This is a genomic window from Pseudomethylobacillus aquaticus (genome assembly GCF_003730115.1).
Taxonomy (GTDB): Bacteria; Pseudomonadota; Gammaproteobacteria; order Burkholderiales; family Methylophilaceae; genus Pseudomethylobacillus; species Pseudomethylobacillus aquaticus.
In genome coordinates this window covers 51,693-77,387 of record NZ_RJVP01000005.1, presented here as the reverse complement: position 1 = coordinate 77,387, position 25,695 = coordinate 51,693, and the positions used below count along the sequence as shown (strand labels likewise).

Genomic DNA, 25,695 nt, shown 5'->3' with positions numbered 1-25,695 from the left:
GGCCCCGTATTAATGTTGTGCCGCGGGCTGGTCGCCTGCTGGCTGAGCGGCAGGCGGTGGCATCTTGCTGACATCCATGACCTTGGCACCAGGACGGATCTTGATCAGATTGTCGACGATCACCTGCTCGCCTTCCTTGAGGCCATCCAAGATCGCCCAGTCCTTGCCTACCCAATCCCCCACGACCACAGGACGTGGCGTCGCTTCACCCGCCTCGTTGACAACGTAGACGAACTTGCCCTGATCGCCAGTCTGCACGGCCACTTGCGGCACCAGGAACACGCCATCACGCTGCCCCGTGGTCACACGGGCACGCACGAACTGGCCTGGCAGCAGCTTTTGATCGGTATTGTCGAAAGTGGCACGCAGCTGCTGCGTACCCAGCACAGGGTCGATCTGGCTTGCCGCGAAGTTGAGCTTGCCGGTCTGCGCATAGGCGCTGCCGTCCGGCAGGGTCAGCGTGACTTCGCGTACATTGTTGTTATTGAGGCGGCCGCCCAGCTTGGCCAACTCATTGTCAGAGAAGCTGAATCGCACCCAGATCGGTGAGATTTGCACCACGGTGGTCAGCAAGCTGGTATTGGCCGCGATGAGCGCACCTTCCGAGAACTGGAAGCGACCGGATACCCCGCCTACAGGTGCCGTCACCAGCGTGTAAGAAAGATTCAGCTCTGCTTCGCGCACACTGGCCTGCATCTGTTGCAGCGTGGCTTTAGCCAGCGCATGGTCAGAAGAGGCATTGTCGTATTCACGCTGGCTCACCGCCTGCGTTTCCAGCAAACCCTTCAAGCGTGCCTCTTCACGTGTGGTTTGGTCCACACGCGCTTGCTGGGCCGCCAGCTGGGCACGGGCTTGTGCCAATGCGATGCGATAGGGCTCCGGGTCGATCTGGAACAGCGCCTGACCCGCCTTCACCGTAGCCCCCTCTTCGTACAGGCGTTTCAGCAGGATGCCACCTACACGTGCGCGGATCTCCACTTCTTTGGCGCCTTCGGTTTGTGCCACCACTTCAGCGCTGATGGGCATGCTGCTTGCTGCCACCGTCAGCATGGTGACCGGCATGGCACCGGGACCATGCGCCTGCGCAGCCGCATCGTCTCCTTTGCCACAAGCCTGCAATAGCAAAGCCAGCATGAGCAGCCCCAGCAGACCCGAATGCAACAAGGGCTGACGAACGGCGTTGCGCAATGGCGCAGATAAGATTGATGCCATGTAAAACTCCCTGAACTGATAATAGGTTTGGGCACAAAATGGTTGATTACTTGCCCGGATTCGAGTAAATTATATACAAACAAGAATGTATGTAAATAGCCCGAACGGTTATTTTTGGTGACAGGAGTGAAATAAAGCATGGTACGCAAGACCAAAGAAGACGCAGAACTGACACGCCTGCGTATCATCGATGCGGCACGCGAAGTATTCCTTGCGCGCGGCGTAAGTCGCAGCACCATGGAGCACATCGCCACTCAGGCTGGTGTCACGCGCGGGGCTGTCTACTGGCACTTCGAAAACAAGACCGAGCTGTTCCAGGCCATGCGCGAACAGGTGTTCCTGCCGCTTATAGACCGCATGGACGACACCTTGCTGGTGGAAGGCTCAGCCGATCCGCTGACGCGCATCGAGCACTTTCTTTCGGGCACCATACAGGTGCTGGATGAATGTATTACGACACGCCAGACCTACGAGATCATGATGATCAAGTGTGAATACGTGGACGAGTTCGCCGAGGTTTTACAGAAGCTTTTATCGAATTGTTCGGGCATCGTCGAGAACATCACCCTGGTGTATGAGCGTGCTGCCGCCAAGGGCTTGTTACGTGACGGGCTCACGCCGGCGGAATACTCCATGGACACCCACATGTTCTTCACCGGACTATTGCATATGTGGGTGAAAGAAACCGATGGCAGCCCTATCCGCCAGCAAGCCAGACAACTGATCAAGTCTCACATGGCACTGCGCAGAAAATAATAGAAAACCAAATAGTAGAAAAATGACCAGCCCAGGCCAGCCCCCAAGCCTAGCCCGGCTGGCAGATTTGCCTGTGCATGCCTAAAGCCGCTATGATGCGCACATCGTGCAGGCAAGGAGGCGATATGCAGATAAACGCGGGCGAAATCTACGGCAAACAAACCGCCAGCCGCTTTGTGATGTACAGCGTACTGAAAGTCCATAAGTCTGTTGTGACCCTGCAAAACATCGATAACCCGCTCAGCCTGTTCGAAACCACCTCGGAAAAACTCAGCCGTGCCGGCTATCAGCTGATCAGCCAGACCCCGTACATCAACACCGAGCCGACCACACCGAAACGCCGCAAGGCGCAGCGCAAACCCAGCCGTTGCCCTTATACCCTGGATTTTCTTGAAGACAGAGCCGATGCAGAGCGGCCAGCACCTTTGGTGCCCGATCTGTTCGGCGACCTGCAAGCAACTCAGCCGGCCTGAAACGACGACACAGGCTAGCCCGCCATTGCCTGCTGCATGACCAGCAAGCCTGTATACCCGGTGACTGACACTGCCATGTGGGAACAGCCTTGGCCAGGTGCTTTATAACCAGGGTTGTTTATAAAAAATCAGGCGCTGATCAGCGCCAGCCACTATCCACCTAGAAATCATCATCCGGTGGGCCGCCCCACAGGTCATGGCCATCAGCAGAGGTGATCTGCACATCGACCAGGTCACCTGGCTGCAGCTCCGCGCCATCGGCCAGATGCACCACACCGTCGATCTCGGGCGCGTCCGCCATGGTGCGGCCGATCGCCATATCGCCATCCACCTCGTCGATGAGCACGGTCTGTATGGTGCCCACCTTGGCCTGCAGCTTGGCGGCACTGATGGCTTCCTGCACTGCCATGAAGCGCGCCAGACGTTCCTGTTTCAGTGATTCCGGCACCGGGTCGGCCAGCGCATTGGCAGCCGCGCCATCCACCGCCGAATATGTAAAGCAACCGACGCGATCCAGCTGCGCCTCCTGCATGAACTCCAGCAGCTGCTCGAAATCGTCGTCGGTCTCGCCGGGGAAACCGACAATAAAGGTACTGCGGATGGTGATGTCCGGACACACATCGCGCCAACCCTTGATGCGCGCCAGATTGTTCTCGGAACTGGCCGGACGCTTCATGGCCTTGAGGATGCGCGGGCTGGCATGCTGGAACGGCACATCCAGATACGGCAGGATCAGCCCATCCGCCATCAAGGGGATGATCTCGTCTACATGCGGGTACGGGTAGACATAATGCATGCGCACCCACACGCCCAGCTCACCCAGCGCGGACGCCAGCTCGGTCATGCGCGTGCGCACCGGGCGACCATTCCAGAAACCGGTACGGTATTTGACGTCCACGCCGTAAGCCGAGGTGTCCTGCGAGATCACCAGGATCTCGGAGACGCCGGAGCGCACCAGGCTTTCAGCCTCGTTCATGACATCGCCGATAGGCCGGCTGACCAGGTCGCCGCGCATGGACGGAATGATGCAGAAGCTGCAGCGGTGATTACAGCCCTCGGAAATCTTGAGATAGGCATAATGCTTGGGCGTCAGACGCACGCCGTGCGGCGGCACCAGGTCGGTATACGGGTCGTGCGGCTTGGGCAGATGGTCATGTACATGGCCCATCACTTCGTCCAGCGCATGCGGGCCGGTCACCGCCAGCACGGAAGGGTGTGCGGTCTGCACCACGCCCTCCTTGGCGCCCAGACAGCCGGTGACGATGACCTTGCCATTTTTATTGAGCGCCTCGCCGATGGCATCGAGCGATTCCGCCACCGCACTGTCTATGAATCCGCAAGTGTTGACCACCACCAGATCGGATTCTTCATAACTGGCGGAGATCTCGTAGCCTTCCGCGCGTAGCTGGGTCAGAATGCGTTCCGCATCGGAACCCGCCTTGGGGCAACCCAGAGAAACGAAGCCCACTTTGGGATTAGCGGGTATCTTGGCGTTGGCTGATTTTTTAACGGTGTCTATGCTCATAATCTCGAGAACTCTATGTATATCGTTGCGATAGCCTGGCTGTACATCACCCTGCTCATGGCCGCCACCGAAGCCTCCGTAGTGGCCGGTGTGCTGACCTTTGTGTTCTACGGCCTACTGCCCTGCGCCCTGTTCCTGTGGGTGGTGGGCACGCCACATCGCAGGCGCCAGCAGATCAAACAGGCCTTACTCCAGCAGCAGCTTGACCAGCAGAATGGAACTGACGCCAAGCCCGATCAGTAATACCTGCTGCAAGGTGGCTTTGAGTTCCGTACGCTTGTGCAGTCCGGGTATCAGGTCCGCGACCGCCACGTAGATCATGCTGGCGGCGGCCAGACCCAGTATGGTGGGGATCCAGGCTTCAACGGTCTGCAAAGCGAAGTAGGCGATCAAGCCGCCCAGCAAGGTTGCCAGACTGGACAGCAGGTTGAACAGCAAGGCTTTCTTCTTGCTGTAGCCGGAATGCAGCAGAATGAGGAAATCGCCGACTTCCTGCGGGATCTCATGCGCGATGATGGCCAGCGCCGTCACCATGCCCAGCTTCACATCCAGCATGAACGCGGCCGCGATCAGGATACCATCGACAAAATTGTGGAAGGTGTCGCCTATCATGATCATCATGCCGCTGCGGCCATGGTCATGTGCATGGTCAGCGCCGTGCGCATGCGCGTGGCTGTGCCCATGGTGCTCATCCGGCGCATGCACTTCGCAGTGATCGCCGTGACAATGGCGCCATAACACCAGCTTTTCCAGCACAAAGAACACCAGTATGCCCACCAGCACGGTCGCCGCCATGTTCTCCACGCTGCTGGCCGCCTCAAAGGCGTGCGGCAGTATCTCCAGGAACACCGCACCCAGCAATGCACCGATGGCATAGCTGATCAGCGTCGGGATCCAGGAAACGCGGGCATTCAATGCAAAGAACGCGGCACAGGCCACGCTCAGCAGTCCACCTGCGAGGCAGGTCAGGATAATGGAAGATAAAGTCGTCATGGGGCGAGATTATACGGGATGCAGAAGCCGACCGTCCGCATATCAGTCCAGCCAGATCAGGCTGGCCATGCGGCCGGTGACCACATCACGGCGATAGGAAAAAAAACGCTCCGGTTCGCTGTAGGTGCAAAACGACTGGGTGATACCGCCACCACTGACCTGGCTGATGCCGAGTCGCTCCAGACGCAATCGCGCCAGTTGATACAGATCACCCAGCCACTTTGGCGTGTCGGTGTCAGGCGCGGACCCTGGTGCAACGACAAAGGCGGTGGCGGCTTCTGCTTGATGCGCGATGAAGATGTCGCGCACCTCACTGCCCACTTCAAAGGCTTGTGGGCCGATGGCGGGACCTAACCAGGCCATCAGCGTGTCGGTCGGCACCGCCATACGGGCGACTGCCGCCTCGACGGCCCCGTCGGCCAGCCCTTTCCAGCCCGCATGCACGGCTGCCACCACCGTGCCGGCCCGGTCGCATAACAGCACAGGCAGGCAATCTGCCGTGGTGATGGCACACACGGCGTGCCGCTGTGTGCTGACCACCGCATCCGCCACCGGTGCGCAAGGTGCGGCAGCGGCATCGATGACATCCACCCCATGCACCTGCTTGATCCACACCGGCTCACTGGGCAGCCACTGTGCCAGACGCTGACGGTTGCAGGCGAGTGCCAGCGGGTCATCTGACACGAACTCACCCAGATTCAAACTCGCATACGGCCCCAGGCTTACGCCACCCTGGCGCGTGGTCTGCAATGCCTTGACATTGGCTGGCGCAGGCCAGTCAGGCAGGATGCACTGGGGCTGGCGGTTCATCATCGTCATCTTCCAATTCAGTATCGTCCGCCAGCTCAAGGTCATCCTCGAGTATATCCTCGTCGTCCAGCTCCTCATCGTCTTCACCCCAGCCATCCAGCTCCGGGTCATAGACATAGGCTTCCTCAGCCACTTCCGGTGCCTGGCGCATCGCTTCCAGCAGGTCTTTCATGTCTTGTGCCAGGTCGATTTGCCATTCCATGGCTTCACCTGTATGCGGGTGTATCAAGCCCAGGCGGATGGCATGCAAGGCCTGCCGCTCGAATCCGCTCACCGCCGTGCGCAATTCAGGTGTCATGGCGCGCAACGGCAGGATGCCACGGATGCCGTACACCCCGTCCCCCACCAGCGGCGCCTGCAAATGCTGCATGTGCACCCGGATCTGATGGGTACGGCCAGTCTGCAGCAGGCAGCGCATATAGGTATGCACCGCAAAGCGCTCCAGCACCTCATACTGGGTGACGGCTGGTTTGCCCTGACGATTCACTGCCATCTTGGTACGCGCATGTGGATGACGGCCTATGGGCTGATCCACCTTGCCGTTACGCCATACCTGGCCCCAGACGATGGCACGGTATTCCCGCTTGACCGTGCGCGCCTGTAGCTGGCGCACCAGACTGGTCTGTGCCGCCAGCGTTTTGGCCACCACCAGCAGGCCGCTGGTATCTTTATCCAGGCGGTGCACGATGCCGGCACGCGGCAACTGACCGAGCGCTGGCGCATGATGCAGCAAGCCGTTCAGCAAGGTGCCCTGCCAGTTGCCTGCAGCAGGATGCACTACCAGACCCGCCGGTTTGTTGATCACCAGGATATGGTCATCTTCATGGACGATATCGAGCGGGATATCCTCCGCGACAAAGGCCTGCTGCTGGGGCACAGGCTGCAGCATGATCTCCAGCTTTTCGCCGCCCCAGACCTTGAGTTTGGAGGTGACAGGCTGCTGTGCCATGGTGATCTGGCCGTCCTTGATCCAGGCTTGCAAACGCGAGCGTGAATGTTCAGGTAACATGCGCTGCAGCGCCTGATCCAGGCGTAAACCGCCGCACTCAGGTGGAACGGTCAGTGTGATAGGTGTGGCAGAAGTCATCAGTTATAATCTGTGCAAGAGGACGGCTCGAATCGTCGAGCGTCCGTTTGTGGAGCCTTTGTAATGAAACATAGTGTAGCCTTATTCGCGCTGCTCTGGCTGACCGGCTGCGCCATTTTCGGCGACCCGGCACCTCTGGATGTCACCAAGGGCTGGAACGTACAGCGTATCTACAGCGAAGCACAAGCGGCGATGAGCGCCAGCGATTACGAAAAAGCCATCAGCTATTTCCGCATTCTGGAATCGCGTTATCCGCACGGTCGTTTCGCCACCCAGTCACAGCTGGAAGTGATCTACGCTTACCACAAGAAGAATGAACCTCCTGCGACCATCGCAGCGGCAGACCGCTTCATCAAGCTGCACCCCAACCACCCCAACGTGGACTATGCCTACTACATGCGCGGCCTGGCCACATTCAACGAGCGTGGCGTGGTCGAGCGACTGACCAAGCAATCCATCAGTGATCGCGATCCAAAATCCCTGCGCGATTCGTTCTTCGCATTAAAGGAAGTCGTGACGCGCTACCCGGAAAGCCGCTATGCCAAGGATGCCACCCTGCGCATGGCTTATCTGGTCAACACGCTGGCAGCGCACGAGCTGCACGTGGCGCGCTACTACATGAAGCGCAAAGCCTATGTCGCCGCATTGAACCGCGCCAAATATACGCTGGAAACCTATCCTAATTCCAACTCGACCGAAGAAGCGCTGACCATCATGATCAGCGCCTACGATCTGCTGGGGATACAGGACCTCAAGGAAGACGCGCTGCGTGTGCTAAAAACCAATTACCCGGACAGCCGTATGCTGACCAATGCCGCACCAACCGACCAGCGCGTGTGGTGGAAATTCTGGGAAAGTATCTACAATTAAGCGCTGCGCTCAAGCTGCCCGATTGAAAGCTGTACGATCGAACAAGCGCTGGCCCGAGCGCATTCTGGCCAGCGTCCACTTACAGCGCTAGCCCTCTTGTGCGCTGTATCTTCTGTTCAATGTTACTCGCCCCCATCACTGCCAGCTCATAAGCACAAAGCTTAAGCACAAAACATCAACCTTGTATGGCTTGAGCCGCACGCGCTTGCTGCAGAGTGTGTCGCACTGTATCTCAAGCGCCACAGGATACCCTGCATGAGGTCCGCGCTAGCGGCTACTTTCTGGTGCTGCGCTTTTACTTCTTGCTAGCGCGCTTGCGCGGCACTGCTGCCGGACGCTTGACAGCCTCGCCACGCGCTTCACGTGCACGTGCATTGAGCTCTGCCCGCTGCTCGGTCTTGCGTCTGCGCATGCTCACGATACCTTCCCCGCGCTTGCGGGCATCCGGATCTTCCGCAAACGGATTTTCACCCTGCTTGAACTGCACACGCAAAGGCGTGCCGGTCAGCTTGAACACCTTGCGGAACACGCCTTCCAGGAAGCGTACATAACTGTCCTTGATGCCGTCCACATGATTGCCATGCACCACGACGATAGGCGGGTTACTACCGCCCTGATGCGCATAACGCAGCTTGGGACGGATGCCGCGACTGACGGCAGGCTGATGTTGGGCGATCGCATCGATGAGCACGCGGGTCAGCTGCGGAGTGGGCAGCTTGGCCATCGCCGCCTTGTAGGCCATGTCCACGGACTGGAACAGCTCGGTCAGACCCTTGTTACGCAGGGCCGAGATGTAGTGGAACTTGGCAAAATCCAGGAACTGCAGCTTGCGGTCGATCTCGCGCTTGATCCATTCGCGCTCGTCATCCTTGAGGCCATCCCATTTATTGATGGCCACCACCAGCGCACGGCCGGCATCCAGGATATACGCCGCGACGTGTGCGTCCTGCTCGGTGATGCCTTCCTGCGCATCCACCACCAGGATCGCCACATTGGCTTCTTCGATCGCCTGCATGGTCTTCACCACCGAGAATTTCTCGATGGCTTCAAACACCTTGCCGCGCTTGCGCACGCCAGCCGTGTCGATCAGGGTGTAATGCTTGCCACCACGTTCCAGGGCGATCTCGATGGAGTCACGCGTGGTACCGGGCTGGTCGAACGCGATCACGCGCTCTTCGCCCAGCAAGGCATTGACCAGCGTGGATTTACCCACATTGGGGCGGCCGACGATAGCCACTTTGGGTGGCCGGTCATCCTGCACCTCGGCCACTTCAACCTCTTCAGGCGGGGCAGATTCCAGTGCCAGCTCGACCAGATCACGCACGCCTTCACCGTGCGCAGACGAGATCGATAGCGGGTCACCCAGCGCCAGCTCATGGAATTCGGCAGACACGATGGCGCGCTGCATGCCTTCGGTCTTGTTGACCGCCAGCAACACCGGGCGCTGGCTCTTGCGCAGACGCTCAGCGATCACGCCGTCCTGTGGCGTCATGCCATCACGGCCATCCACCAGGAAGATGATTACATCGGCTTCATCGATGGCAAGTAGCGTCTGGCGCGCCATTTCCTTGAGGATGCCGCTTTCTGCAGTGGGTTCGAAACCGCCGGTGTCCACCACCAGATAAGGCCGGCTTGCGCCCAAGCCGCGACCATAGTGGCGGTCACGCGTGAGGCCGGGCAGATCCGCCACCAGCGCGTCGCGGGTGCGGGTCATGCGATTGAATAAAGTAGACTTGCCGACATTGGGTCGGCCTACCAGTACGATGGTGGGCAACATGCCAGTTCGGCCTATAGATGAAGTAAGGTTATTAAAGAATGCTTATTGAAGGTCGACAGCGTAAAGGCCGCCACCTCGTGTTTGCAGCAACACGGACTGATCACCCAGGCGTGACATTTGCGGCATGACAGGCTTGTCGCCAGCGCGTACTCTGGCCACGAAACTACCATCTTCATAATCGAGGAAATGCACATAACCCTCGATATCGCCGACCGCAATCGCCTTGTCCATGAACAAAGGTGCACTAAGCTGACGGTTCTGCAAACTGCCCTGGCGCCAGAAGGTCTTGCCGCTAAAGTAATCCAGCGAATAGACCGAGCCCGTTGCATGTGACAGATAGACGCGACTGTCTTCGGCATCGATACCGGTATAACTGGAGATGTCACGACTCCACACCACACGGCCCGCCGCACGGTCCACGCCTGCGATCTTGCCCTGATAGGCAGCGGCATACACCAGACCGGCTTCCACCACAGGCAGGCTGGTGATGTCGGCGATACGCTCGATCTCGGTGGCGCCCTTGGGCAAGGCCACTGACACCTCCCACACCACGGAACCATCTTCCAGACGCAATGCGATCAGCTTGCCACCCGCGAACCCGGCAAACACAGCGCCCTGATCTATGGTCACGCCCGCACTGCTACGCAGACTCAAGGTAGGCGTGGCGCGCTCGTATACCCATTTGCGCGTACCATCCGCGACGTTGATACCGTAGATGCGGCTGTCGCCCGTGCGTACCACAATGATGCCTTCTGCTTCGCGTGGCGCACTGAGCACCTGACTGCTAAGCTTGGATTTCCATAATAACTTGCCCGATTGGTCATAGGCCATCAGATAGCCGCCAGCGGTACCGACCAGCACCAGATTCGGAGCGATGCCTATGCCGCCGCTTAGTGGTTCGCCTGCGCTCACACGCCATACTTGTTTACCGCTTGCGGCCTCCAGCCGCACCACATCACCAGCGGCACTGGCGGCATACACGGCGTCACCAGTCACCACTGGCGAGAAATCGTATTCCATGGTGTCGCCCAGCTTGTAACTCCAGCGCACCTTGGCAGTCATCCTGGGTTTGAACTCGGTCAGTGGCACTGGCGGCTCGGCCAGCTTGCGACCGAACATGCTTTCAGACAGATTATCCTTGAGGCCAGACAGTGAACTGCAGGCCGTCAGCGAAAAAACAACCAGGCCCGCTAACAAGCAAGTGGATGGCTTCAGTAGATGCTTGGATTTCAGACGGTTGAACAACAATTGATTCCCCTATCACTCGGCGATGTTGAGGCAACGCTTTTGAGTTACTCGGCATTTTCGATCAAGCCGCGATGGTGACCGATGGCGCATGAGGTCCGCATCACCAGCAGCACATGCCACTGGCTTGCATCGCTTGCCTTAGCTGCCCAGTGCTTCCAGCTTCTGCAAAGTGAAGCGATGGTAACGGTTCTGCGGGTCCAGCTCATTCAGCGCCTGCTGATACGCTTTCTTGGCCTCTTCTTTGTTACCTTGCGCTACCAGCACGTCACCGCGCAAGTCAGCGAACAAACCATCAAAACCTGCCGCATGCTCTTCAGCCAGCGTCTTCAATGCTTCATCGTATGCTTTTTCTTCCAGTTGCAAGCCAGCCAGCTGCAGCAGGCCCAAGGCACGTACCGCATCTTCGGTGCCATTCTCGCTCGCCCATTGCAACTGGGACTTGGCCGTCTTCACGTCTTTTGCCAGATAGTTGGTCTTGGCAGCCAGCAACGCTGCACGCCCTGCGTATGGCGTGGAGGCATAGCCATCGATCAACTGCGCCGCCTGTGCCTGGATGTTCTTGGTGTCGCTGGCCTCCAGCTTGGTCAACGCGGCATACAGCTCGGAAGCCTTGGCTGTTTGTTGACGCTGATAGATGTTCCAGCCTTCGTAGGCGATGAAGGCCACCGCGACTGCGATGACTGCGCTGATCACTTTGCTGCCGTTCGCTTTCCACCAGGTCTTGAATGCGTCCAGCTGTTCCTGCTCTTCTAAATCGTAGGCCATAGTTATCCAGAATTACGCGGCCACCGCACGGCGGCCAGGGATTGAGTTCAATAAATTTTGGGTGTAAGCCTGTTGCGGAGCCGCATAAATCGCTTCCACCGCACCCTGCTCCACCACCTTGCCTTGGTGCATCACCACCACTTCATCCGCGATATGCCGAACCACGCGCAGATCGTGGCTGATGAACACATAGCTCAGCGCCATTTCCTGCTGGAGGTCCTTCAATAACAGAAGGATCTGGGCCTGTATGGACACATCCAGTGCCGACACCGGCTCGTCGCATACCACCACCTTGGGTTGCAGCACCAGCGCGCGGGCGATGCCGATACGCTGGCGTTGCCCACCCGAGAACTGGTGCGGATATTTCTGCATGTCGGCTTCCTGCAGGCCGACGCGCTTCAACATCTGCAGCACACGCTCGCGGCGCTCATCGGCATTGCCCATGCCGTGAATCAACAGCCCTTCGGCGACGATCTCGCCGATCTTCATGCGTGGATTCAAGGAAGCGAACGGATCCTGGAACACCATCTGCAGATTGCGACGCTCCTGTCGCAGCGCCGCAGAGGACAATGTCGCCAGATTACGGCCTTCGAACAGCACTTCGCCGCTGTCCAAGGGCAGCAATTGTAACAGACAACGTGCCAGCGTCGACTTGCCGCTACCGGATTCGCCCACAACCGCCAGTGTGCTACCGGCTGACAAGCTGATACTGACTTCATCAAGGGCACGGAAGCTGTGACTGCCAAGGCCGAATTTCCCGCTGCGCTGGGTGTAGGTTTTGACCAGCTTACGTGCCGTGAGTATGGGGCTGGTCATCATGCAGGCTCGCTCATGCTGTGTTGGAGATTGGCCGCTGTGGTGGCTGGCTGTTGCTCCAGCCAGGCATAATCGATAGGTAGCAGGGGTTTCTTGCCATCGGCATCCGGCACGCAGGCCAGCAAGGCTTTGGTATAAGGGTGCTGCGGCCGGTTGAGTACCTGATCCACGCTGCCGTATTCCACCACCTCGCCGCGGAACATGACCACCACATCGTCCGCGATATCGGCCACCACACCGAAATCATGGGTGATGAACAGCATGCCCATGTTCATGCGGGTCTTCAATTCATCCAGCAGCCGCAGGATCTGCGCCTGCACGGTCACATCAAGGGCTGTGGTAGGTTCGTCGGCGATCAACATGGCCGGTTCACAGGCGATGCTCATGGCGATCATCACGCGCTGACGCTGGCCGCCGGACAACTCATCCGGGTAGCTGTTAGCACGTTCAGGCGGAATGCCGACCTGTTGCAGCAGGCCGGCGATGCGTGCCTGCAATGCGCGGCCACGCAGGCCCAGGTGTACGCTGAGCGGCTCGCCGATCTGATGGCCTATGGTCAACACCGGGTTCAGTGAGGTCATCGGCTCCTGAAAGATCATGCCTATGCTGCGGCCACGGATGCGGCGCATGGCTTCTGCATCCAGCGTGGTCAGTCCCTGACCCTGAAAACGGATACTGCCCCGCGTGCGCTGCAATTGCCTGGAGAGCAAGCCCATCACCGCCAGGGCAGTCAGGCTTTTGCCACTGCCGGATTCGCCCACCACGCAGGTGGTCTTGCCTGGCTGCAAAGTGAAGGAAACATCGCTGACCAAACAGCGCCCGGGCGCCGCACGCGGCACCACCGTCAATCCATCCACTTGTAGCAGCGGGGTCATGTCTTGAGTTGCTCCTTGTTTAATTGCGCCATGTTTAATTGCGCTATGTTTAATTGCGCTATGCATTCGTTAACACTACAGCTACGTTGTTGCCCGGCTTCACGCAAGGGCTTGAGACTGACTTGCCCGACCCTGACCTCATCTTCAGCGATGATTACCGCATAACGTGCGCCGCTACGATCCGCTTTTTTCATTTGCGATTTAAAACTGCCGCCACCGGCATGCATGGCCACTGACAAGCCAGCTTCACGCAATTGCTCGGCCACGTTCAATGCCAGCCGCTCGGCTTCCGCACCCACGTTGATCAGGTACACATCCGGCGCGTCGGAGGCTGTCACGCCATATTCCTGCATCAGCAGAAAAATACGTTCCATGCCCATGGCAAAACCACATGCCGGTGTCGGCTGGCCGCCAAGGCGTTCGACCAGCGTGTCATAACGCCCACCACCTGCGATGGTGCCCTGACTCCCCAGGCGCGTGGTCACCCACTCGAACACGGTGCGGTTGTAATAATCCAGACCACGCACCAGACGTGGATTGTGCACGAAGGCAACGCCTGCCTCCTGCAACATGCGGCATAGACCGTCGTAATGCACGCGGGTTTCCGCACCCAGTTGATCCATGAGTTTGGGTGCCGCTTCTATCATGGCCTGCATGCGCGGATTCTTGCTGTCCAGGATGCGCAAGGGGTTGCTGTGCAGGCGCCGCCTGGCATCCTCGTCCAGCAACCCGGCATGCTGCTCAAAATAGGCGATCAGGGTCTTGCGGTATTCGGCGCGCTCGCTGGCATCGCCTATGGTGTTGATCTGCAGCTCCACATCGGTCAAGCCCAGCGCACGCCACAAGCGTGCCAGCATGATGATCTGCTCGGCTTCGACATCGGGGCCGGTATAGCCGAACGCTTCGGCACCGATCTGGTGGAACTGGCGCTGCCTGCCTTTTTGTACATTCTCGTGACGGAACATGGGGCCCATGTACCACAGACGCTGCGGGCCATTGTAGGTGAGGCTGTGCTCGACCACGGCGCGTACGCAACCAGCCGTGCCTTCCGGGCGCAGCGTGAGACGATCGCCATTCAGCTCGTCCACCCAGGAATACATCTCTTTTTCGACGATGTCGGTATGCTCACCCACGCTGCGCACGAACAGATCGGTGGATTCCACCGCCGGCATGCGGATATTGCGATAGCCATATTGGCCCAGCACCTGACGGGCTGTATCTTCCAGCTTGAGCCAGAGCGGGGTGTGCTCGGGCAGGATGTCGTAAAACCCTTTGATGCTCTGGAACTGCGTGTTTTTATTGTTTTCAGCCATAGATTCTGGAAAAAGAGTTAGATCGCCTTGAGCGGGATCACACGCGGGGGTGCTGAAGTCTGGCCTGCCGCCATCAGATCGACTGGCAACAAGGCACGCAACTTACCGCCTTCGGCATAGTGTTGCTGCACATAGTCTTCGACGATGTGCTGGAATTCGGCGGCGATATTGTCGCCCTTGAGAGTGACAGTCTTTTCACCGTCCACGAACACGGGCGCGACCGGCACTTCACCGGTGCCAGGCAAACTGATGCCGATATTGGCCAGCTTGGATTCGCCCGGCCCATTCACCACGCAACCCATCACCGCCACGCTCATGGACTCCACGCCTGGATATTGCTTGCGCCACACTGGCATCTGCTCACGCAGATAACGCTGGATCTGTTGCGCCAATTCCTGGAAATAAGTGGAGGTGGTGCGCCCGCAACCGGGGCAAGCCGTCACCAGTGGCGTGAACGAGCGTATGCCCATGGTCTGCAGGATCTCCTGCGCCACGATGACTTCCTTGGTGCGCGATTCGTTCGGTTCCGGCGTCAGCGACACGCGGATGGTGTCGCCTATGCCTTCCTGCAGCAGTACCGACAGCGCCGCTGTGGAGGCGACGATGCCCTTGGAACCCATGCCGGCCTCGGTGAGGCCAAGGTGCAGCGCGTAATCGCAGCGCTGACCAAGCTCACGGTAGACCTTGATCAAGTCCTGCACATCGCTGACCTTGCAGGAGATGATGATCTTGTCAGCCGACAAGCCCAGCTGCTCGGCCTGTTGTGCGCTTTCCAGCGCAGACTGGATCAGCGCTTCACGCATCAGCGCGTCGGCAGATAGCGGCTCCGCCAGCTGCGCGTTCTCGTCCATCATGCGCGCCATCTTGGCCTGGTCCAGACTGCCCCAGTTGACGCCGATGCGCACCGGCTTATCGTAGCGCACGGCGGTCTCTATCATGGCGGCGAACTGTTCATCGCGCTTGCTGCCCTTGCCTACATTGCCTGGATTGATGCGGTATTTGGCGAGCGCCTGGGCACAGTCTGGGTACTGATTCAGCAGCTTGTGGCCGTTGTAATGAAAATCGCCGACCAGCGGCACGTTGCAACCCAGTGCATCGAGCTGACGGCGGATGTTGCCGACCTGAGCAGCAGCCTCGGGCGAGTTGACGGTGATGCGCACTACTTCCGAGCCCGCCTGCCACAACTCGAACACCTGTCGCACGGTGGCGTCGGCATCGGCGGTATCGGTATTGGTCATGGATTGCACCACCACCGAGGCATCGCCCCCCACTGCCACATGGCCGATCATGACGCGCCGACAAGGGCGGCGCGCGAGACGGGATACTTGACTCACGGCGCCCCCAGCGTCAATCGGGCAACATTCAAGCTGGTATGGGGCGCCAGATCCACCGGCTTGCCATTGAACGTCAGGCTGGTACCGGAAGCATTACCGATAACAATGCTGAACGGTGGCTTGCCTTCCACAAAATCGGTTTTACCTGCCGCCTTGCTTTTGTTGAATATTTCCTTGCCGTCGGCATCACGCACGCCGACCCAGCTATTTTCGGAAAAGCTGAATTCGACTCTGGCAGTTGCGCCGGTCGCCGTGGTGGACGTGGACGTGGTGGTGGCAGGTGCCGGGGTGACGACTGCAGGCTCGGCTGGCGTGGCTTCAGTCACGGTGGACGGCTCAGTCGCTGGAGCGGCCTCGACACTAGATGGCTCCGCTGCGGGGGCGGCATTCGTTACTTCTGGAACCACAGCGGATAGCTCGCCACCAGGTGGCAATTCCGATGCAGGAGCGGGTGGTAATGGCACGGACTCTGGAGCGGGTGCCTCTGGCGTCAAATCCACAGCCAGCGGCCTGTTCAAGCTATGCCAGACACCGGCGATAGCCAGCAACACCACGATCACCACGGCGTACACCAGCCAGGAGCGACGGCGCGGGCTTTGCATGGGGATGTTCTCGGACAGCAGCGTCAGGGGTCGCAGCGTCGCGGCCGGGGCAAGTTGACGGTGGATCTCGATCAGCGGCTCGGCATCGATCTGCAACAAGCGTGCATAGTTACGGATGAAACCACGCGTGATCATGGGGTCAGGCAAGGCCGAGAACTCCTCAGATTCCAGAGCACGCACCTGCTGCACGCTCAGTCGCAAGCGGGCCGACACGTCTTCAACCTTGAGCTGCATGGCCTCACGCGCTGCAATCAAGGTCTCGCCAAGTCGCGGGGTGCTGGATGCGCCGGACACAGCGCCTTCTGGGGGAATCACGGATTGGTCTGTCTGCATCTTAATCCTGGGTGCTTTAAGAGTTCTGTCTGTTCCTGGCTGTTTTACAGGCCGGGACAATCGGCCTGCACACTCTGTATCTAGCCTTGTATATCGAGTATATCGAGCCGAACCTTACTTGAGATCAGTCAAGCTGCGCGATCGGTATCGTCCCGGCAGGCAACGCATCCATGGACTGCGCAGCGCGCAATGCCGTGCGCTTGGTCTTGTCCTGCACCATGCCCGCCAACTGGCCACAGGCGGCATCGATGTCATCGCCGCGCGTCTTGCGCGTGGTGACGATATGGCCAGCTTGCATCAGCAGATCGCGGAAGCGGCGAATATTGTCCGGTCTGGACGTATTGTAGCCGCTATCCGGGAAGGGGTTGAATGGAATCAGGTTGAATTTGCAGGGCACATCGCGCACCAGCGCGATCAGTTCGCGCGCATGCTCGGCACTGTCATTGACACCGTCCAGCATCACATATTCAAAGGTCACAAAATCGCGTGGCGCTTTGACCAGATAACGCTGGCAGGCCGCCATCAGTGCCTTGAGCGGGTATTTCTTGTTGATGGGCACGATCACATCGCGCAGCGCATCGTTAGGCGCATGCAGCGAAACAGCCAGCGCCACCGGACAGTCTTCCTTGAGCCTGTCCATGGCGGGCACCATGCCGCTGGTGGACAAGGTCACACGGCGGCGACTCAAGCCATACGCCGAGTCGTCCAGCATGATCTGCATGGCGGTGACCACGTTGTCGTAATTGGCGAGCGGCTCGCCCATGCCCATCATCACCACATTGCTGATGATGCGTTCGCCAGGCGGCAGCATGTCGTAACCATAGTCCTGACGCAGCGAGGCATTGGCCACCCACAACTGGCCGATGATCTCGGAGACACGCAGATTACGGTTGAATCCCTGGCGGCCAGTGGAGCAGAAGGTACACTCCAGGGCACAGCCTACTTGCGAGGACACGCACAGCGTGCCACGGTCCGATTCCGGGATAAACACGGTCTCGACCGCATTGCCGGTACCCGTGGCGATCAGCCATTTGCGGGTGCCGTCATCAGACACCTGCTCCAACTGCACCTCGGGCGGGGTGATGTCCGCCTCCAGTGCCAGCTTCTGGCGCAGGGCCTTGGCGATATCCGTCATCTGCTCGAAATCCTGCACGCCAAAATGATGCATCCAGCGCATCAGTTGCTTGGCGCGAAACGGCTTCTCACCGCGCTCCTGAAAGAAGGCGGCGAGCTGCGGCTGACTGAAATCGAGCAGATTGATCAAAACGCGACAGCCTTGTATTACTTGCCGAAGAAGTAAGCGATTTCGATGGCTGCGTTTTCAGCAGAATCGGAACCGTGTACCGCATTGGCGTCGATGCTTTCTGCGAAGTCAGCACGGATGGTGCCTGGTGCTGCATCCTTGGGATTGGTCGCGCCCATCAGTTCACGGTTCTTCAGCACTGCGTTCTCGCCTTCCAGCGCCTGGATCATCACCGGGCCGGAGATCATGAACTCAACCAGCGCCTTGAAGAAAGGACGCTCTTTGTGCACGGCGTAGAAGCCTTCTGCTTCAGCCTGGCTCAGTTGGGCCATTTTTGCAGCCACGATCTTCAGGCCGTTGGACTCGAAGCGGGTATAAATCTGGCCAATCACGTTCTTGGCAACTGCGTCAGGTTTGATGATGGAAAGGGTACGTTCTACAGCCATGATGACTCCAAAAGTTAACACATTGAAAAGACCGATAAAATAACATTTAAGCGGCCCGAAATAAACCTCAATACAGCGTCAGACGCTGCGGGATCAGCCCAGATTACGCTGGCGACGTGCCTCGTAGAGACAAATACCACTGGCCACCGAGACATTCAGACTCTCGACCGAGCCGAACATGGGAATGCCCACCAGCGCATCACAATTCTCGGCGGTCAGCCGGCGCAAGCCAGTGCCTTCCGCCCCTAGCACCAGCGCCAGCGGACCCGTCAGCTTGGTGCTGAACAGGTCGGACGGCGCATCGGCGGCCGTGCCGATCACGAACACGCCCGCCTCTTGCAGCTCGCGCAAGGTACGCGCCAGATTGGTCACCGCAATGAAGGGCACGGTCTCGGCAGCGCCACAGGCCACTTTGCGCACGGTGGCATTCAGACCCACTGCTCTATCCTTGGGGGCGATCACGGCATGCACGCCCATGGCATCGGCCACGCGCAGGCAGGCGCCCAGGTTGTGCGGATCTTCCACGCCATCCAGCACCAGGAAGAACGGCGGCTCATCGAGACCGGATTCCAGGATGTCATGGATGTCCATATAGGGGATGGGGGTATCCACCACGCGGGCGATCACGCCCTGATGGCGGCCATTGGGACCGGCCATGCCGTCGAGGCGGCTACGTTCCACCTGCATCAGACGCACACCGGCACTCTCGGCCATGTTGAGCAGGTCTTTCATGCGGGCATCGACGCGATCCCGATCGATCAGGATCTCCTGGATGCTGGCGGCGTGTTGCCTGAGACGGCTTAAAACGGCATGGAAGCCGAACAGGATACGGGATTCACTCATTTGCTTTTCTTGACCTTGGCAGTGCTGGATTTTTTAGGTTTACTGGCAACCCGGGGCTGACCAGCGGCTTGCTTGCTGCCTGGCTTGACCACGGATTTTCCTGGCCCGCGACTTCTGCGTGGGGCTGGCGCGCGGCCAGCAGGCGGCTTGGCTGCTCCAGCGCGATCAGCCCGGGCCGTCGCCTCATGCGCTGACTTCACTGACGCTGACTTCACGGACAGGGTACGCTGGGCTGGTGACGGCGATTCAGCGCCAGATGGTTCAACCGCCGTGGCTTTATCGACCAGAACGAAGTCTATTTTACTGGTTTCCAGATCAACCCGGCTGACTTTCACGCGCAGACGGTCGCCGAGACGGTAACGCACTCCGGTACGCTCACCCGCCATCTCATGGCGCGCCTTGTCGTAATTGAAGTAATCGTTGCCCAGTTCGGTGACATGCAGCAGGCCTTCGACATACACCCCGTCCAGCGCGATGAACAAACCAAAACTGGTCACACCCGCCACGGTGCCGTCGAACACTTCGCCTATCTTGTCCTGCATGTAATAGCACTTGAGCCAGGCCTGCACATCCCGCGTGGCATCATCGGCACGACGTTCGGTCATGGAACAGTGTTTGCCCAGCTCATGCCAGTTACCGGCACGGTACTGCGCACCTTCCAGCACTGCCTTGATGGCTCTATGCACCAGCAGATCCGGGTAACGGCGGATCGGCGAGGTGAAGTGGGTGTAGGACTCGTAAGCCAGGCCGAAGTGACCGATATTGTCCGGGCTGTACACCGCCTGCTGCATGGAACGCAGCAACACGGTTTGCAACAACTGCTCGTCTGGACGGCCCTTGATGCGCGCCAGCAACTTGCCATAATCCTTGGCATGCGGGGTATCCCCACCGCCTACACCAAAGCCGAACTCACCCATGAAAGTGCGCAGTGCTTCCAGCTTTTCAGGCGTGGGGCCTTCGTGGATACGGTACAGCACCGGGTGCTCGTTGGTTTTGAGATAGTCCGATGCACACACGTTGGCGGCCAGCATGCACTCTTCGATCAAACGATGCGCTTCGTTACGCTTGACCGGGTCGATACGCGCGATCTTGCCGTTGTCATCGAACACCATCATGGTCTCGCCGCTTTCAAACTCGATGGCACCACGCTGCTCGCGCGCCTTGAGCATGATCTGGTACAGGCGGTACAGATGCCCCACATGCGGCACCAGCCAGGCATATTGTTTAGCCAGCTCACCGTCCGGGTGGCTGATGATGTCGAACACCTGGGTGTAGGTCATACGCGCTTTGGAGCGCATCACCGATGGGTAGAACTGGTAACGCTTGACCGCACCCAGCGCGTCGATCTGCATATCGCACACCATGCACAAGCGCTCTACATCCGGGTTCAGCGAACACAGGCCGTTGGATAGTGCCTCTGGCAACATCGGGATCACACGGCGCGGGAAATACACCGAGTTGCCGCGTTCATAAGCATCCTTGTCCAGCGCATCGCCCGGCTTCACATAGAAGCTCACATCCGCGATCGCCACCACCAGACGCCAACCCTTGCCTTGTGGCTCGGCGTAGACCGCATCGTCAAAGTCACGCGCGGTTTCGCCGTCTATGGTGACCAGCGGCAGCTCGCGCAGGTCGATACGGCCTTTCCAGTCTTTGGCCTGCACCAGCTTGGGGTAGTTTTCAGCCTGCTGCACGGCTGCATGGCTGAACTCATAGGGCAGCTGATGCTTGCGCAGCGCGATCTCGATCTCCATGCCGGAATCGGCATAGTTACCCAGGATCTCGACGACCTTGCCCATGGGTTTGGCAGAGGACGAAGGCTGATCGGTCAACTCCACCATCACCACCTGACCGTCCTTGGCGTTCATGTCCAGATGATACGGGATCAGGATGTCCTGATTCACGCGCTTGTCTTCTGCCGCCACGATGGTCACGCCATGCGCACGGATCACCCGGCCCACCAGCTTGTTGGTATTGCGTTCCAGCACCTCGACGATGCGCCCTTCCGGACGGCCACGACGGTCCAGCCCGGCTGGACGCACCATGACACGGTCGCCGTGCAGCACCTGCGACATCTCGCGTGGTGATAAAAAGATGTCATCGCCGCCCTGGTCCGGGATCAGAAAACCAAAGCCCTCAGCATGGCCATGCACCCGGCCGGCGATCAGGTGGATCTTCTCTGCGATGCACAAAGCGCCCTTGCGATTACGGATGATCTGGCCTTCACGCTCCATGGCGTTGAGGCGGCGATGAAAGATCTCGCGCTCCTCTTCCGCGATGTGCAATAACTCGTACAGCACCTCGACCATGACAGGAACGCCTTGTTCTGCCATGGTTTCCATAATGAACTCGCGGCTGGGTAGTGGGTTGGCGTAGTTCTCTGCTTCACGCTGTGCGTGTGGATCTGCGTTGCGTTGTTTTTTTCTCGTTGACAAAGTGTGTCTTTCCTATAGAATGCGCGTTCTTTGATTGACCCATCGCCCAGATGGCGGAATTGGTAGACGCGCTAGTTTCAGGTACTAGTATCGAAAGATGTGGAGGTTCGAGTCCTCTTCTGGGCACCAAGTAATTGGTGATAAATTGTTGTAACAGATAGCCGCAGCCGGTTCGCCGATGCGGCTTTTCTTTTTCTTCAGCTTGGCGTTTAACCTGGTCGTTTTGTTCAACAGTGGCGATGATAGTGATGGGTAAAGCACAACGTATTGTCCCACAGTTGCAGCCAAAGCTGAAAACCTCGCTGAGCGACACTTGAGTATGCCATCATGAACACACCCATCCAGTTCCAACTGCAATCCGATTACATCGAATTATGCAACCTGCTCAAGCTGACCGGCTGCGCTGATAGTGGTGGCAGCGGCAAAGCGCTGGTCGCTCAAGGCCTGGTCAAGGTGGATGGCGCAGTGGAACTGCGCAAAACCGCCAAGATCCGTGCCGGACAACAAGTAACGTATGCCGCGACCTGCATTCTGGTGATCAGCGCCTGAAGGCTGGCGGCGATCTCGCCCCAGTATTCAAAGTAGAAGCAGGGTCGCAAGGCGTCTAGCAAGCCTCTATCCAGGGCGCATATCCCCCGCATTGGGGTGTCGCATGGATAAAAGTAGACAAGCCCAAATGGCTCGGTTAAAGTATTTTCGATGAATAGCGCGTAAAGTGTATTGATAGCGCAATTTATAGTTGGCTCAATTTTTTACCAGATGGATATCACGTATGCGCATCAATGCTTCCGGTTTAGTCGCCACCCTGGTCATGGCGCTCGTATTGAGTGGTTGCGCCAGTCAAGCCAACAAGGATCCGCTGGAAGGATTCAATCGCGGCGTATACAAATTCAATGACACCGCTGACAAGGCGGTGATCAAGCCGATCGCTGGCGCCTACAAGGCGGTCTTGCCCAGCCCGATTCGCACCGGCGTCAACAACTTCTTTAGCAACCTAGGGACTGTCGTGACGGCAGTCAACAACCTGCTGCAATTCAAGTTCGATCGCGCCATGGATGACCTGGGTCGAGTGGTGATCAATAGCACGGTAGGCGTGCTGGGGCTGATCGATGTCGCTTCCATGGACGGCATCCCCAAGCACAGTGAAGATTTCGGCCAGACGCTGGGCCACTGGGGCGTAGGCAGCGGCGCTTACATCGTGCTGCCATTCATAGGCCCAAGCACACTGCGTGACACGGCAGGTTTCGCGGTCGACACCGCCCTGTTTGACCCGATCGGCTACGTGGACCATGTCGCAACACGTAACCAGGCACGTGTCGTTAAATTCATCGACCTGCGCGCCCAATATCTGCCTGCCAGCGATTTGCTGGATGATGCTGCGCTGGACCCTTATGCGTTCATGCGTGATGCTTATCTGCAGCGCCGTCAGAATCAGATCAACGATGGCGTTGCCGGAGCGCGTGATGACGATGACGAATATGGCGAAGATCTGCCAGCTGAAAAAGCAAAAGAGCCTGCTCCAGCAGCCAGTTCACCAGCTTCCAGTTCACCAGCCGCGAGCTCAGAAGCACCCTCCTCTGCAGCAGCCAACGAGACCAGCCCTAGCGCTGTAGAAGCCACTGAACATGCAGCAACAGCAAGGGTACCAGCCGAAGAACAGGCTGTGATCGTTGAAGAGCCCAAAGCCGAAACCACGGCTGAACAAACGACCAGCAATCAAAAGACCAGCCAAGAGACGAGTAAACAAGAGACAACCGCAACAGAAATGACGGTTGCCACAGCAAGCAGCAACTAAGCCAAACAGCTATATCAAGCAGCACCAGGCCCAGCCCGGTAGCAGCCAGCAGCAAACGAAAAAGCCCCATGCATGGGGCTTTTTCATCTCTATCATTCAGGTCCAGCGCATTCAGGCCATGGCATGGCGAGCAATCTGCGCGGCGCGACCCGATTGCCGCGACCCGACTGCCGCGACCTCAATCCCCCGCCACCGTCATGCGCTCGATGAGGATGGAGCCCACCTGCTTGGAGCCTTGCGTCAATACATCATTACCGATCGCGACGATCTGCAACAACATGTCGCGCATATTACCGGCGATGGTGATCTCCTCGACCGGGTAAGCGATCACCCCGTTCTCTACCCAGAAACCGGCAGCGCCACGCGAATAGTCGCCGGTGACCATGTTCAGGCCATGTCCAAGCAACTCTGTCACCAGCAAGCCAGTGCCCATGGCAGCGAGCAGGCCCGTCATATCCAGATCACCATGTGACACGATCAGATTGTGATTCCCGCCTGCGTTGCCGGTGGTCTGCATGCCCAGCTTGCGAGCAGAATAACTCGACAATACGTAGCCTTGCAGCACACCGCCATCCAGCAAAGTACGCGCTGTCGTTGCAACGCCTTCATTATCGAAGGGCGCGCTGGCCAGACCGCGTGGCAGATGCGGCTGTTCCGTGATGGTGAGCAGCGGCGATGCCACGGTCTTGCCCAGGCTATCCAGCAGGAAGGAGGACTGACGATACAGATTGCCCCCTGATACCGCCGAGATCAGGCTGGAGATCAACCCGGACGCCAATGGCGCCTCGAACAACACCGGCACCTGCGCTGTTTTCACGCGACGCGGGTTGAGCCTGCGCACCGTACGTTCACCGGCTACGCGCCCCACATGATAGGCGGCTTGCAGATCCTGCGCGCAGCGTGCCGTGCTGTACCAATAGTCGCGCTGCATGCTGTCTTCATGCTCGGCGATCACTGAACAACTGAGGCTATGACGCGAGCTGGGGTAGCCCGCACAGAAACCATGCGTGTTGGCATACACGAACATGCCTTCGTAGGTGGAGACCGTAGCACCCTCGGAATTATTGATGCGCGTATCCACCGCCAGTGCGGCCGCTTCGGTGCGCTGCGCCAGTTCCAGCGCCTCATCCACCGTCAAGGTCCAGGGGTGATGCAGATCCAATGACGGGATGTCACTCGCCATCAGAGCAGGGTCGGCCAGACCACAATAATCATCGCTGGCGGTATAGCGTGCGATGTTGCAGGCCGCGTTCACGGTGTCCTGCAGGGCCTGTGAGGAAAGATCCGAGCTGCTGGCATGGCCACGCTTCTGGCCGAAATAGACGGTGATCGAGACGCCCTTGTCACGGTTGTATTCTATGGTCTCGGTCGCGCCCATGCGTACCGATACGTTCTGACCGGTGCCCAGGCTCACTTCCGCCTCGGCGGCACTGGCGCCCGCCGCCCGGGTCATCGCCAGCACCTCGGTGCTCATTTGCTGCAATTGTTCCAGGGAATAACTAAATTGCGGCTCGCTCACGAAAAGGCTCTCAGAAAAAAGCTGTTATCATATCCCACTATGAAAGCCAGTGAGACAACCATGGGTGAGGATGACGCCGACAACGCGCCCTTGAGCAAAACCAAACGCAAAGCAGCCATGGATGAGCTGCAACACATCGGCGAAACCCTGATCACCCTTTCCAAAGACCAGCTGACCAAGCTGGAGTTGCCGGAAAAGCTGCTGCAAGCGGTCACCGATGCCAAAAAAATCACCGCCAATGGCGCCATCCGACGCCAGCGTCAGTACATAGGCAGCCTGATGCGCGAGATCGACGTGGCCCCTATCGTGGATCAGTTGCAACGCTGGCAGGGCAAGCACACCGCCGAGAATGCGCACTTCCACCAACTGGAGCGGTTGCGCCAGCAACTACTGAGCGAGCCTGACGCTTTGTCTGAATTCATCGCCCGCTACCCACAGGTGGACAGTCAGCAGATACGCACGCTGATACGCAACAGCCAGCGCGAACTCAGTGCGAATAAGCCCCCCAAAAGTAGCCGTGAACTGTTCCGTGTGATCCGTGAAGTGGTGGAAACGCATCAGGCTGGCACTTCTGAGGCCGAAACCAGTTCAGCCCCAGGCCCGGACTAGCCAGCAGACCAGTCAG

The 25,695-nt window shown here is 58.7% G+C and carries 25 protein-coding genes and 1 tRNA gene; 8 read left to right on the top strand and 18 right to left on the bottom strand.

Annotation, left to right across the window (positions count from 1 at the left end; all coding sequences use genetic code 11):
• Window positions 1-9: 9 nt before the first annotated feature.
• Window positions 10-1,212, bottom strand: coding sequence for an efflux RND transporter periplasmic adaptor subunit (locus tag ED236_RS09675; protein WP_123237773.1), 1,203 nt, complete (start codon window positions 1,210-1,212; stop codon window positions 10-12).
• A gap of 138 nt (window positions 1,213-1,350) precedes the next feature.
• Here ED236_RS09675 and ED236_RS09670 point away from each other — a divergent pair, with 138 nt between their 5' ends.
• Both ED236_RS09670 and ED236_RS09665 read left to right on the top strand, forming a co-directional pair.
• On the top strand, window positions 1,351-1,968 hold the full coding sequence (locus ED236_RS09670; RefSeq protein ID WP_123237772.1) for a TetR family transcriptional regulator: 618 nt from the start codon (window positions 1,351-1,353) through the stop codon (window positions 1,966-1,968).
• A 125-nt stretch (window positions 1,969-2,093) separates the two neighbouring features.
• Entirely contained in the window at window positions 2,094-2,441 is a 348-nt protein-coding gene (locus ED236_RS09665) for a hypothetical protein (RefSeq protein WP_123237771.1), read from the top strand.
• Between the two features lie 160 nt (window positions 2,442-2,601).
• On the opposite strand, the gene rimO is transcribed toward ED236_RS09665, so the two are convergent.
• The gene (rimO, locus tag ED236_RS09660; RefSeq protein ID WP_123237770.1) at window positions 2,602-3,966 is read right to left on the bottom strand and encodes a 30S ribosomal protein S12 methylthiotransferase RimO; all 1,365 of its coding nucleotides are present in this window, start codon (window positions 3,964-3,966) and stop codon (window positions 2,602-2,604) included.
• 15 nt (window positions 3,967-3,981) lie between these two features.
• Here rimO and ED236_RS09655 point away from each other — a divergent pair, with 15 nt between their 5' ends.
• Window positions 3,982-4,209, top strand: a complete 228-nt coding sequence (locus tag ED236_RS09655) for a hypothetical protein (protein WP_123237769.1) — start codon at window positions 3,982-3,984, stop codon at window positions 4,207-4,209.
• On the opposite strand, the gene ED236_RS09650 is transcribed toward ED236_RS09655, so the two are convergent.
• Genes ED236_RS09650 through rluD form a run of 3 tightly spaced genes read right to left on the bottom strand, consistent with a single transcriptional unit; the run spans window position 4,153 to window position 6,856 of the window.
• Window positions 4,153-4,959, bottom strand: a complete 807-nt coding sequence (locus ED236_RS09650) for a ZIP family metal transporter (RefSeq protein ID WP_123237768.1) — start codon at window positions 4,957-4,959, stop codon at window positions 4,153-4,155. The two genes, ED236_RS09655 and ED236_RS09650, sit on opposite strands and share 57 nt — an antisense overlap.
• 42 nt (window positions 4,960-5,001) lie before the next feature.
• Window positions 5,002-5,769 (bottom strand): peptidoglycan editing factor PgeF, encoded by a 768-nt coding sequence (pgeF, locus tag ED236_RS09645; protein WP_123237767.1) that lies wholly within the window; start codon window positions 5,767-5,769, stop codon window positions 5,002-5,004.
• Complete coding sequence (rluD, locus tag ED236_RS09640; RefSeq protein WP_123237766.1) at window positions 5,738-6,856, bottom strand: 23S rRNA pseudouridine(1911/1915/1917) synthase RluD; 1,119 nt, start codon at window positions 6,854-6,856, stop codon at window positions 5,738-5,740. The genes pgeF and rluD overlap by 32 nt, the downstream gene beginning before the upstream one ends.
• Before the next feature lie 63 nt (window positions 6,857-6,919).
• On the opposite strand from rluD, the gene ED236_RS09635 reads away from it, so the two are divergent.
• Window positions 6,920-7,726 (top strand): outer membrane protein assembly factor BamD, encoded by an 807-nt coding sequence (locus ED236_RS09635; RefSeq protein WP_123237765.1) that lies wholly within the window; start codon window positions 6,920-6,922, stop codon window positions 7,724-7,726.
• Window positions 7,727-8,021: 295 nt separating this feature from the next.
• Here ED236_RS09635 and der read toward each other — a convergent pair whose 3' ends face one another.
• The 12 genes from der to rnr all read right to left on the bottom strand — a co-directional run bounded on the left by der (window position 8,022) and on the right by rnr (window position 21,756).
• Window positions 8,022-9,503 (bottom strand): ribosome biogenesis GTPase Der, encoded by a 1,482-nt coding sequence (gene der, locus ED236_RS09630; protein ID WP_123237764.1) that lies wholly within the window; start codon window positions 9,501-9,503, stop codon window positions 8,022-8,024.
• Between the two features lie 42 nt (window positions 9,504-9,545).
• Window positions 9,546-10,751, bottom strand: coding sequence for an outer membrane protein assembly factor BamB (bamB, locus tag ED236_RS09625; protein WP_240032110.1), 1,206 nt, complete (start codon window positions 10,749-10,751; stop codon window positions 9,546-9,548).
• Between the two features lie 138 nt (window positions 10,752-10,889).
• On the bottom strand, window positions 10,890-11,516 hold the full coding sequence (locus ED236_RS09620; protein ID WP_123237763.1) for a YfgM family protein: 627 nt from the start codon (window positions 11,514-11,516) through the stop codon (window positions 10,890-10,892).
• 12 nt (window positions 11,517-11,528) lie between these two features.
• Window positions 11,529-12,332, bottom strand: coding sequence for an ATP-binding cassette domain-containing protein (locus tag ED236_RS09615; protein WP_123237887.1), 804 nt, complete (start codon window positions 12,330-12,332; stop codon window positions 11,529-11,531).
• Complete coding sequence (locus ED236_RS09610; protein WP_123237762.1) at window positions 12,332-13,207, bottom strand: ATP-binding cassette domain-containing protein; 876 nt, start codon at window positions 13,205-13,207, stop codon at window positions 12,332-12,334. The genes ED236_RS09615 and ED236_RS09610 overlap by 1 nt, the downstream gene beginning before the upstream one ends.
• Entirely contained in the window at window positions 13,204-14,520 is a 1,317-nt protein-coding gene (gene hisS / locus ED236_RS09605; RefSeq protein WP_123237761.1) for a histidine--tRNA ligase, read from the bottom strand. Before hisS ends, ED236_RS09610 begins: the two co-directional genes overlap by 4 nt.
• Before the next feature lie 17 nt (window positions 14,521-14,537).
• A complete protein-coding gene (ispG, locus tag ED236_RS09600; RefSeq protein ID WP_123237760.1) occupies window positions 14,538-15,854 on the bottom strand; it encodes a flavodoxin-dependent (E)-4-hydroxy-3-methylbut-2-enyl-diphosphate synthase in 1,317 nt (438 codons plus the stop codon).
• Window positions 15,851-16,789, bottom strand: coding sequence for a RodZ domain-containing protein (locus ED236_RS09595; RefSeq protein WP_123237759.1), 939 nt, complete (start codon window positions 16,787-16,789; stop codon window positions 15,851-15,853). Before ED236_RS09595 ends, ispG begins: the two co-directional genes overlap by 4 nt.
• 124 nt (window positions 16,790-16,913) lie before the next feature.
• Window positions 16,914-18,053 (bottom strand): dual-specificity RNA methyltransferase RlmN, encoded by a 1,140-nt coding sequence (rlmN, locus tag ED236_RS09590; RefSeq protein WP_123237758.1) that lies wholly within the window; start codon window positions 18,051-18,053, stop codon window positions 16,914-16,916.
• Between the two features lie 17 nt (window positions 18,054-18,070).
• A complete protein-coding gene (gene ndk / locus ED236_RS09585; protein ID WP_123237757.1) occupies window positions 18,071-18,478 on the bottom strand; it encodes a nucleoside-diphosphate kinase in 408 nt (135 codons plus the stop codon).
• A gap of 93 nt (window positions 18,479-18,571) precedes the next feature.
• On the bottom strand, window positions 18,572-19,321 hold the full coding sequence (gene rlmB, locus ED236_RS09580; RefSeq protein WP_123237756.1) for a 23S rRNA (guanosine(2251)-2'-O)-methyltransferase RlmB: 750 nt from the start codon (window positions 19,319-19,321) through the stop codon (window positions 18,572-18,574).
• Window positions 19,318-21,756, bottom strand: a complete 2,439-nt coding sequence (gene rnr / locus ED236_RS09575) for a ribonuclease R (RefSeq protein WP_123237755.1) — start codon at window positions 21,754-21,756, stop codon at window positions 19,318-19,320. The genes rlmB and rnr overlap by 4 nt, the downstream gene beginning before the upstream one ends.
• A 44-nt stretch (window positions 21,757-21,800) precedes the next feature.
• On the opposite strand from rnr, the gene ED236_RS09570 reads away from it, so the two are divergent.
• The 3 genes from ED236_RS09570 (at window position 21,801) to ED236_RS09560 (ending at window position 23,551) form a co-directional block, all read left to right on the top strand.
• Window positions 21,801-21,885: transfer RNA gene (locus ED236_RS09570), tRNA-Leu, on the top strand.
• 198 nt (window positions 21,886-22,083) lie between these two features.
• Window positions 22,084-22,305: an RNA-binding S4 domain-containing protein gene (locus tag ED236_RS09565; protein WP_123237754.1), complete on the top strand. Its 222-nt coding sequence runs from the start codon at window positions 22,084-22,086 to the stop codon at window positions 22,303-22,305.
• Window positions 22,306-22,528: 223 nt separating this feature from the next.
• Complete coding sequence (locus ED236_RS09560) at window positions 22,529-23,551, top strand: MlaA family lipoprotein (RefSeq protein WP_123237753.1); 1,023 nt, start codon at window positions 22,529-22,531, stop codon at window positions 23,549-23,551.
• Between the two features lie 178 nt (window positions 23,552-23,729).
• On the opposite strand, the gene pmbA is transcribed toward ED236_RS09560, so the two are convergent.
• Window positions 23,730-25,070 carry a metalloprotease PmbA gene (gene pmbA / locus ED236_RS09555; RefSeq protein WP_240032109.1) on the bottom strand — a complete coding sequence of 447 codons (1,341 nt, stop codon included), beginning with the start codon at window positions 25,068-25,070 and terminating at the stop codon, window positions 23,730-23,732.
• Between the two features lie 60 nt (window positions 25,071-25,130).
• On the opposite strand from pmbA, the gene yjgA reads away from it, so the two are divergent.
• The gene (yjgA, locus tag ED236_RS09550; RefSeq protein WP_240032108.1) at window positions 25,131-25,679 is read left to right on the top strand and encodes a ribosome biogenesis factor YjgA; all 549 of its coding nucleotides are present in this window, start codon (window positions 25,131-25,133) and stop codon (window positions 25,677-25,679) included.
• The last annotated feature ends 16 nt before the right edge of the window (window positions 25,680-25,695 follow it).

Excerpts from the sequence above, each read along its gene's own strand:
- rluD (WP_123237766.1), bottom strand. The coding sequence starts at position 6,856 with ATGACTTCTGCCACACCTATCACACTGACCGTTCCACCTGAGTGCGGC.
- pgeF (WP_123237767.1), bottom strand. The coding sequence starts at position 5,769 with ATGAACCGCCAGCCCCAGTGCATCCTGCCTGACTGGCCTGCGCCAGCC.
- ED236_RS09665 (WP_123237771.1), top strand. The coding sequence starts at position 2,094 with ATGCAGATAAACGCGGGCGAAATCTACGGCAAACAAACCGCCAGCCGC.
- ED236_RS09655 (WP_123237769.1), top strand. The coding sequence starts at position 3,982 with ATGTATATCGTTGCGATAGCCTGGCTGTACATCACCCTGCTCATGGCC.
- ED236_RS09635 (WP_123237765.1), top strand. The coding sequence starts at position 6,920 with ATGAAACATAGTGTAGCCTTATTCGCGCTGCTCTGGCTGACCGGCTGC.
- yjgA (WP_240032108.1), top strand. The coding sequence starts at position 25,131 with ATGGGTGAGGATGACGCCGACAACGCGCCCTTGAGCAAAACCAAACGC.
- ED236_RS09675 (WP_123237773.1), bottom strand. The coding sequence starts at position 1,212 with ATGGCATCAATCTTATCTGCGCCATTGCGCAACGCCGTTCGTCAGCCC.
- rlmB (WP_123237756.1), bottom strand. The coding sequence starts at position 19,321 with ATGAGTGAATCCCGTATCCTGTTCGGCTTCCATGCCGTTTTAAGCCGT.
- ED236_RS09615 (WP_123237887.1), bottom strand. The coding sequence starts at position 12,332 with ATGACCAGCCCCATACTCACGGCACGTAAGCTGGTCAAAACCTACACC.
- ED236_RS09560 (WP_123237753.1), top strand. The coding sequence starts at position 22,529 with ATGCGCATCAATGCTTCCGGTTTAGTCGCCACCCTGGTCATGGCGCTC.
- ED236_RS09565 (WP_123237754.1), top strand. The coding sequence starts at position 22,084 with ATGAACACACCCATCCAGTTCCAACTGCAATCCGATTACATCGAATTA.
- hisS (WP_123237761.1), bottom strand. The coding sequence starts at position 14,520 with ATGGCTGAAAACAATAAAAACACGCAGTTCCAGAGCATCAAAGGGTTT.
- ED236_RS09610 (WP_123237762.1), bottom strand. The coding sequence starts at position 13,207 with ATGACCCCGCTGCTACAAGTGGATGGATTGACGGTGGTGCCGCGTGCG.
- ED236_RS09670 (WP_123237772.1), top strand. The coding sequence starts at position 1,351 with ATGGTACGCAAGACCAAAGAAGACGCAGAACTGACACGCCTGCGTATC.
- ED236_RS09595 (WP_123237759.1), bottom strand. The coding sequence starts at position 16,789 with ATGCAGACAGACCAATCCGTGATTCCCCCAGAAGGCGCTGTGTCCGGC.
- ndk (WP_123237757.1), bottom strand. The coding sequence starts at position 18,478 with ATGGCTGTAGAACGTACCCTTTCCATCATCAAACCTGACGCAGTTGCC.
- rimO (WP_123237770.1), bottom strand. The coding sequence starts at position 3,966 with ATGAGCATAGACACCGTTAAAAAATCAGCCAACGCCAAGATACCCGCT.
- ED236_RS09620 (WP_123237763.1), bottom strand. The coding sequence starts at position 11,516 with ATGGCCTACGATTTAGAAGAGCAGGAACAGCTGGACGCATTCAAGACC.
- der (WP_123237764.1), bottom strand. The coding sequence starts at position 9,503 with ATGTTGCCCACCATCGTACTGGTAGGCCGACCCAATGTCGGCAAGTCT.
- ED236_RS09650 (WP_123237768.1), bottom strand. The coding sequence starts at position 4,959 with ATGACGACTTTATCTTCCATTATCCTGACCTGCCTCGCAGGTGGACTG.